5 protein-coding genes are annotated in these 7,671 nt (G+C 73.0%); 3 read left to right on the plus strand and 2 right to left on the minus strand.

Translation table 11 applies throughout. The annotated features are described in order from the left end of the window. Positions 1-3,222 (minus strand): hypothetical protein (locus VET29_RS36550; protein WP_324929490.1); only part of this gene is annotated, 3,222 nt, incomplete at its 3' end. A 165-nt stretch (positions 3,223-3,387) separates the two neighbouring features. On the opposite strand from VET29_RS36550, the gene VET29_RS36555 reads away from it, so the two are divergent. The 3 genes from VET29_RS36555 to VET29_RS36565 all read left to right on the plus strand — a co-directional run bounded on the left by VET29_RS36555 (position 3,388) and on the right by VET29_RS36565 (position 6,505). Further along, entirely contained in the window at positions 3,388-4,209 is an 822-nt protein-coding gene (locus VET29_RS36555) for an AfsR/SARP family transcriptional regulator (RefSeq protein ID WP_324929491.1), read from the plus strand. A 30-nt stretch (positions 4,210-4,239) separates the two neighbouring features. Next, on the plus strand, positions 4,240-5,061 hold the full coding sequence (locus VET29_RS36560) for a hypothetical protein (protein WP_324929493.1): 822 nt from the start codon (positions 4,240-4,242) through the stop codon (positions 5,059-5,061). Between the two features lie 238 nt (positions 5,062-5,299). Beyond that, positions 5,300-6,505: a cytochrome P450 gene (locus tag VET29_RS36565; RefSeq protein WP_324929495.1), complete on the plus strand. Its 1,206-nt coding sequence runs from the start codon at positions 5,300-5,302 to the stop codon at positions 6,503-6,505. A gap of 13 nt (positions 6,506-6,518) precedes the next feature. Here VET29_RS36565 and VET29_RS36570 read toward each other — a convergent pair. Continuing rightward, positions 6,519-7,671: glycosyltransferase (locus VET29_RS36570; protein ID WP_324929497.1), on the minus strand; the 1,153-nt coding region annotated here is incomplete at its 5' end.

A 7,671-nucleotide genomic window follows, 5' to 3' on the forward strand; every position in this document is an offset into this window, starting at 1 on the left:
GACGTAGTCGTTCGCGTCGCCCGTCAGCACCGACAGCTCGCGGGGGTGGCGCGGGTCGGATACGTCCAGCAGCCGGGTCATCGCCGTCGGGCCCGTCTCGTCGGCGCCGGTGGTGACCAGCAGCCGGCCGTCCGCGCTGAACAGCAGCCGCTGGCTGTCGTCGATGCCGCCGCTGACCCGCGCGAGCTCGCGCGGGTGGCGCGGGTCCGCCACGTCCCACAGCTTCGTCGTGGCGACCTTCCGGTCGCTGCTCGTGGTCGCCAAGAGGCGGCCGTCCGGCCGGAACGCCACCGCCTCGACAGGGTTGTCGTCGGTGAGCGCCGCCAGCTCGTGACGGGCCAGGTCCCACAGCCGGACCGTGCGGTCCTCACCCGCGGTCGCCAGCACGTCGCGGCTGAACGCCATCGTGTAGACGCCACCCGTGTGCCCCATCGGCACGGCGTCGGCCATGTTCCACAGCCGCACCGTGTGGTCCTCGCCGCCGGTGGCCAGGGTGCGGCCGTCGGGGCTGAACGTGAGCGCGTAGACCCCGTTGGTGTGGCCGGTCAGCGTGGCCAGCTCGCCGGGCCGGCGGGGGTCGGCGACGTCCCACAGCCGCGCGGTCTTGTCGGTCCCCGAGGTGGCGAGCGTGCGGCCGTCCGGGCTGAACGCCAGTCCGTAGACCAGGTTCGTGTGGCCCGTGAGCGTGGCCGAGGCGGCGCCGGAGGCGTCCCACAGCCGCGCGGTGTGGTCCCACGAGGCCGTGGCGACGGTCCTGCCGTCCGGGCTGAACGCCACCGACCAGACGGTGTCGGTGTGGCCGGCGAGCGTTGCCAGTGCCGTGGGGTGGCGGACGTCCGTGACGTCCCACAGCCGCGCGGTCCGGTCGGCGCCGGCGGTGGCCAGGCCGCGGCCGTCGGGGCTGAACGTGACCGAGTAGACCGCGTCCGTGTGACCGGTCAGTGTGGCCAGCGGGGCGCCGGACGCGTCCCACAGCCGTGCCGTCCCATCGGTGCTCGCGGTGGCGATGAACCGCCCGTCCGGGCTGAAGGCCACCGCGTTGACCGCATCCGTGTGCCCGGTGAGCGTGCCGGAGCCGTGGGGGTGCCGGCGGTCGGCCACGTCCCACAGCCGCACGGTCCTGTCGGCGCTCGCGGTGGCGAGCGTCCTGCCGTCCGGACTGAACGCCACCGAGACGACGTCGTCGGTGTGCCCCGTGAGGACCACCGGCCGGTGGCCGCGGTCGGGCACGTCCCACAGTCGCACGGTCTCGTCGGTGCCCGCGGTGGCGAGGGTGCGGCCGTCCGGGCTGAACGCCGTCGAGACGACGGTGCCGGTGTGCCCGGTGAGTCGGGTGACGGACGGGACCGCGAACGTCTCCAGCAGGTTGTCCCTGGTGTCCCGCAACGGCGCGAGCCGGTAGGCGGCGAGGCTGAGCTGGCCGGCGAGGGCGGGGTTGGCGGCACGCAACGCGACCGCGTCGCTGACCGCCTTCCGCGCGAGGGCGGCGTTGCGTTCCTCGTCCGCGCTGCTCCGGGCTCGGACGGCGAGCACGGTGGCGGTGCCGGCGACGAGCAACAGCGTCGCCAGCAGCGCGACGAGCCGCCGCAGCCGGCGGGTGTGCCGGCGGGCGGTGGCGAGCTCGTCGGTCTCCGCCGCGCCGCTGGCCTTGAGGAAGTCCCGCTCGCGGGTGGTGAGCGCGGTGTCGTTGGCGGCGGCCCAGTCGCCGGCGACGGCGAGGCGGGTGCCGCGGTAGAGGGCGCCGGGGTCACGGTCGAGGGACTCCCAGGCACGCGTCGCCTCGGTGAGCTCGCGGTGGACCACGAGGCCCTCGCGGTCCTCCGTGAGCCAGCCGCGGAGCCGGGGCCAGCACCGGACGAGGGCCTCGTGCGCGATGTCGACGTTGTCGCGGTCGATGACCACCAGCCGCGCGCCGGCCAGCTTCTCCAGCACCATGACCGTGTCCGGGTCGTCGTCCAGCTCGCGCCGGGCGATCCGGCGTTTGGTGTCCTCGGTCGCGTCCCCCAGGGCCGTCAGCCGCGTGAAGACCTGCTTCGCGACCGCCTGCTGCGTGGCGGTCAGGGTGGCGTGGACCTGCTCGGCGGTGCGGGCGACGGCGTGCTGCATGCCGCCGGCCGCCTCGTAGCCGGCGAGGGTGAGGGTGGCGCCGCGGCGTCGCCGCCAGGTCTCCAGCAGTGCGTGTGACAGCAGGGGCAGCACTCCCGGCTGCCCACCGGCGTCCGCGATCAGCCTGGTCACCAGCGCGGACTCCACCATGACGCCCGCGGCGGCGGCCGGCCCGGTGATGGCCTCCCGCAGCTCCCCGGTGGTCATCGAGCCGATCAGGAGCTGCGCGTCGCGCAACGCGGCCACGAGGTCGGGGTGCTGGCCGCAGTGGCCGTAGAAGTCCGCCCGCGTCCCGAGGACCACCCTGACCCTGCTGGTGGGCGTCGTCGCGGCGAACACCAGGGCCGCGATGAACCGGGTCCGCTCCGCTTCCTCGGCGCAGAGCGTGAACACCTCCTCGAACTGGTCGATCACCAGCACCAGGTCGGCGTCGGCCGGTCGTTCGGCCAGCGCCTGGCGGACCCGCAGGTGCAGGCTCTTCGGGTCCGCGGCGAACTCGCCGCGCAGGGCGGCCACCGACGCTCCGGTGAAGGACGCGAGCTGGACCGCGCACTCCTCCAGCGGATGCGGGCCCGGGGTGAACAACAGCGTCGGCCACGGCCCCCGCATGCGGTCGCCCGTCCTGGTGCGGGCCACGAGGCCGGCGCGCAGCACGGATGACTTCCCGGCGCCGGAGGCCCCGAACACGGCGGTGAAACGCCGCTCCCGCACCCTCGCCAGCAGCTCCTCGACGACCTCGTCCCGCCCGAAGAACCGGTCCGCGTCGGCGGGCTCGAAGGCGGCCAGCCCGACATAGGGCGCCGGCTGGCCGGTCTCCTCGCGGGGCGTGTCGCCGGCATCCTCACCCAGCTCCACGACGACCTCGCGCCACCGCTCCTGCCAGTCGGCCGGCTCGCCACCGCACGCGGCCACGTAGGCCATGGCGACCGCCAGGGTGGGCAGCTTTCGGCCGCCCGCCGCCTCGGACAGTGTCGCCGGCGAGTAATGGGCGCGCCTGCTCAGCTCTCGGTAAGTCGGATTACCAGCTTTCTCCCGCAGCCGGCGCAAATCCGCCGCGAACCGCAGCAGCGCCGTGTCCTCCGACGCCAACGGACGTTCCCGACGAGGCACGTCCATCACCCCCTCGATTGCCGGCTCGTTGTTCGGCGAAGTTTGTTCGGCGACCAGCGCCTCGATCCCGAACAACGTACAAGCGATACACATGGCGAAACCGGTCGGGGCACGCGGAAAAAGCAGTCACGTTCCGTGATCAGAGGGGAAGAGAATTTGTTCGCGAATTCGTTGGAAAGACCGGCGGCGCACCCGCCCGCCGGTAGCGACGAGGTACACCTGCGGGTGCTCGGCCCGCTGGAGGTGGGTGTCGGCGACCGGCCGATCGGTCTTGGCGGGCCCCGTATCCGCACGCTCGTCGCGCTGCTGGCGGCCAACGCGGGGCGGGTGATGAGCGTCGGCGCACTCGCCGACGCGCTCTGGGGGATGGACGCGCCGCTTCGCGCACACCGAACGGTGCTGACCTACCTGTCGCGGTTGCGCCGGGCGCTGTCGCCGGCGGCGGCCGCGATGGGTGGGCGCGAACCACTCGAGACGCACCCGGCCGGCTACGCGCTGCGGCTGCCGCCGGACGCGGTCGACGCGTCCCGGTTCGAACGCCTGGTGACGGAGGGACGGGCCGCGCTGGCGGCGGGGCGCCCGGCGACCGCCGCCGAGCTGCTCTCGTTCGCCCTGGCACTGTGGCGTGGTGACGCCTACGGCGAGTTCGCGGCCGTCCCGGCGTTGCGCACGGAGGCGACGCGGCTGCGGGAGCTGCGGCTGACCGCCGTGGCGGGCCGGGTCGACGCCGAGCTCGCGACCGGTGCGAGCGTGTCGCTGATCGACGAGCTGACCGGGCTGACCGAGGAGTACCCGGGGCACGACCGGTGGTGGGCGCAGCTGATGGTCGCGCTGTACCGGGCCGGCCGGCAGGCGGACGCGTCGGACGTGTTCGGGCGGGCGCGCACGGTCCTCATCGAGCGGTTCGGCCTGGATCCCTCGCCCAGGCTGGTCGAGACGCACAGGCAGGTGCTGGACAACGACATCCGGCTCACCCACCGGGCGACCGGCTGAGTCCAAGGTGGACGGACACGGGACGGGCGGATGACGGCGTTCGGGGACCACGCGCTGCGCGTGCTCAGCGATCCGGCCGCGCTCGGCGGGCTGCTGCGGCCTGCCGGCGACGCCGGCGGCCGGGTCCGGACGATGCTGGGGGCCACCTACGACCTGACGGCGGCGCGGATCGACCGGGTCGTCGGTGTCCGGGCACGGAACGTCGCACTGGAGCGGCCGCTGTACCCGGTCGGGCGGCAGGACGGGACATGGTCGCGGCTCGTGCCGACCTACACCCGCACCGAGGTGTCACTCGCCGTGCCGGCGCCCGCCGACCCGCTGTGGGTCGACCTGCTGGCCGGCCTCGACGTCACCGTCGTCGCCGAGGTGGACCCGAGTGGCGCGGAAGCCGTGCTGTCCAGGGCCTTCGACGACTTCGCCACGCTCGACGACTTCCGCGCGCGGTTCGCGTTCTTCGGCCTCGACGCCTTCCTGGCCGAGCACCGCATCGGCACGGTCGAGGAGCTGCGGCACGCGTTCGACCACGTGGTGACCGAGATCCGGCTCCGCACACCGGCGAGGTTCGACCCGGACGACCCGGCGAACACCCACACGCTGCCGGTCACGCTGGCCGCCGTGATCGTCGACCCCTTCGGACTGACCACCGGGCTGCGTGCCACGCGGCTGGTCCGGGAGGCCGCGAGGGCAGCGGTGGGGCCGGCGCCGACCTGCATCCCGACCGAGGCCACCGCCGCGTACGCGACGGCCGTGGTCGCCGCCGCGGACGGGCTGCCCGGCGGGCTCGCCGCGGCGGAGGTCGAGCGGCTCTATGCCAGCGAGGGCGTCGTGACCCTGTTCCTGCCGTCCCCGTGACGCATTCGAGGAATCCGCGTTCGTCGAGTCCACAAAGGATCCGTCGTGCGGTGATCTGGACGGGTCGGACATGTCCCCGGATGGTGCAAGGAAAGCGCGATCTCGATGACGGAACGTGTGCCGCGTACTCCAGCCGGGTTGTTCGGCGATGGGGTGACCCGGATTGGCCGTAGCATGGCCGTGTTTGCCTCAGGCATGAATACCGTCGTGAGTTTCTTCGGCCGCAAAGGAAATCTCGATGACCCACATGACCGAGCTTTCTGACTTCTCCATGGAACGGGCGGCCGGTTGCCCGTTCGATCCCGCGCCGGTGTTCCAGGAGAACCTGCGGGAGGGCCGGCTGCGGCGGGTCCGGCTGTGGGACGGCAGCACGCCGTGGCTGGTGACCGGCTATGCCGAACAACGGGCGCTGCTCGGCGATCCCAGGGCCAGCGCCGAGATCGACACGCCCGGCTTCCCGAACTTCGCCGAGGGATTCGGCAGGTCGGGGCTGAGCTTCGTCATGATGGACGACCCCGAGCACAACCGGTTGCGGCGCACGGTGATCGCGCAGTTCACCGTGAAGCGGGTCGAGGCCATGCGGGCACGCGTGCAGGAGATCGTCGACGACCTGCTGGACCGCATGCTGGCCGGGCCGAAGCCGGCGGACCTGGTGGAGAAGCTCGCGCTGCCCGTGCCGTCGCTGGTGATCTGCGAGTTGCTCGGCGTGCCCTACGCCGACCACGACTTCTTCCAGGAGACCAGCAAGGCGATCCTCCACCAGGAGTCCACCGCCGACGAGCGGGCGGCGGCGGGCGGTGCGCTGTTCCAGTATCTCGACACCCTGGTCGAGGCGCGGTTCGCCGACCCGGGCGAGGACATGCTGTCCGGGTTGACCGAGCGGATCAGGTCGGGCGAGCTGACCCGGCAGGAGGCGACCGAGGTCGGCGTGGTCATGCTGCTCGCCGGGCACGAGACCACCGCGAACATGATCGCCCTCGGCGTCCTCGCACTGCTGGAGCACCCCGAGCAGCTGGCGCTGCTGCGCGCGAACCTGGACGACCCGAAGCTGGTCGCGTCGGCGGTGGAGGAGCTGTTGCGCTACCTCACGATCGCCCACGGTGGACGGCGGCGCGCGGCGCTCGAGGACATCACGATCGCGGGCCAGACGATCCGCGCCGGCGAGGGGATGATCCTGGTCAACGAGACGGGCAACCGGGATCCCGCGGTCTTCGCCGAGCCCGACCGCCTCGATCTCGAGCGGAACGCCCGGAGCCATCTGTCCTTCGGGTTCGGCGTGCACCAGTGCGTCGGCCAGCCACTGGCCAGGCTGGAGCTCCAGATCGTCTACCGCACCCTGCTCCACCGCGCCCCGAACCTCGGGCTCGCCGCCGAGTTCGGCCGGCTCCCGTTCAAACACGACGGTTTCGTCTACGGCCTGTACGAGCTGCCCGTGACCTGGTGACCGGGCCGCGGTGTCAGCCGGTCAGGGCGATCGGGGGGTCGGACGTCGCGAAGAGGCTGTCGAAGACCCGGACCCGGTCGAACGACATGGCGTGTTCGCGCGCCCGGTCCGCGATGTGCTGACGTTCCTCCGGCGACATCGCCAGCACCACCCGGTCGATCGCGGCGGCGAGGTGGGTGGCGTTGCCGGCCTCGACGATGACGGCCGTGTCGCCGACCGCCTCGCCGACGCCGCCGGTCGTGGTCGTGATCACCGGGCCGCCGCCCGCCAGCATCTTCTCGGTCAGGGCGATGCCGAAGGTCTCGACGAAGTCGGGCTCGGGCTTGGTCGGCAGCGCGTACGCCGCGCAGCCGTTCATCAGCAGCGGCTTCTCCTCGTCCTCCACATCGGACAGGAAGACCACCCGGTCGTCGTGCCGGGTGATCGCCCGGACGTCCGCCAGTGCGGGGCCGGTGCCGGCGATCGCGAGCTTCACCCGGGACCGGGCCTCGCACCGGGCGAACGCGGTCACCAGGTCGTAGATGCCCTTGGCCGGGGTGACCCGGGACAGGAACAGCACGTAGCCGTCGCGTTCCAGGCCGCGGCGGCGCAAGGCGGCGTCGACGAGTGCCGGGTCGAGGCCGACGAACGCCGCGGTGTCGATCGGCGGGTAGCTGACCGACAGCCTGCGCAGGCACTCGGCGGCGAACCGGGTGCCGCACTCGGCGTCCACGGCCTCGGCGGCGGCGATGATCTCCTGGCGGGTGTACTCCGACACCGCGATCACCTGGTCGTTGGCGAGGAACCGGGTGAACAGGACGACGGCCGCCCCGAACCGCCGCTCACGCAGGCACGAGCGGATCACGTTCGTGACGTCCGAGCCCACCGCCTTCGCGATGGTGTGGACGTTGGGCGCGTACCCGGCCGCGCGTGCCGCGTCGACGGCGTCCCGCACGACGGCGTCGTGGGGCGCGAGGTACATCGACAGGCACGTGGTCGGGATCGGCTCGGCGAGCAGCTCGACCAGGCGCCCGGTGAGCCCGGCCAGGTACCGGCCGTCGGGCACCCGGTAGTCACCGACCGGCTCGGGCCGCTCCACGGTGATGCCCTTGCTGTAGGGGAGGATCCCGTCCAGCGGCTTGAGCGGCAGGCCCGCCGCCTGCAGGACCGGGATGGGCCACGTCAGC

This window comes from Actinophytocola sp. (genome assembly GCF_035634895.1).
In the GTDB taxonomy this organism is placed as follows: Bacteria; Actinomycetota; Actinomycetes; order Mycobacteriales; family Pseudonocardiaceae; genus Actinophytocola.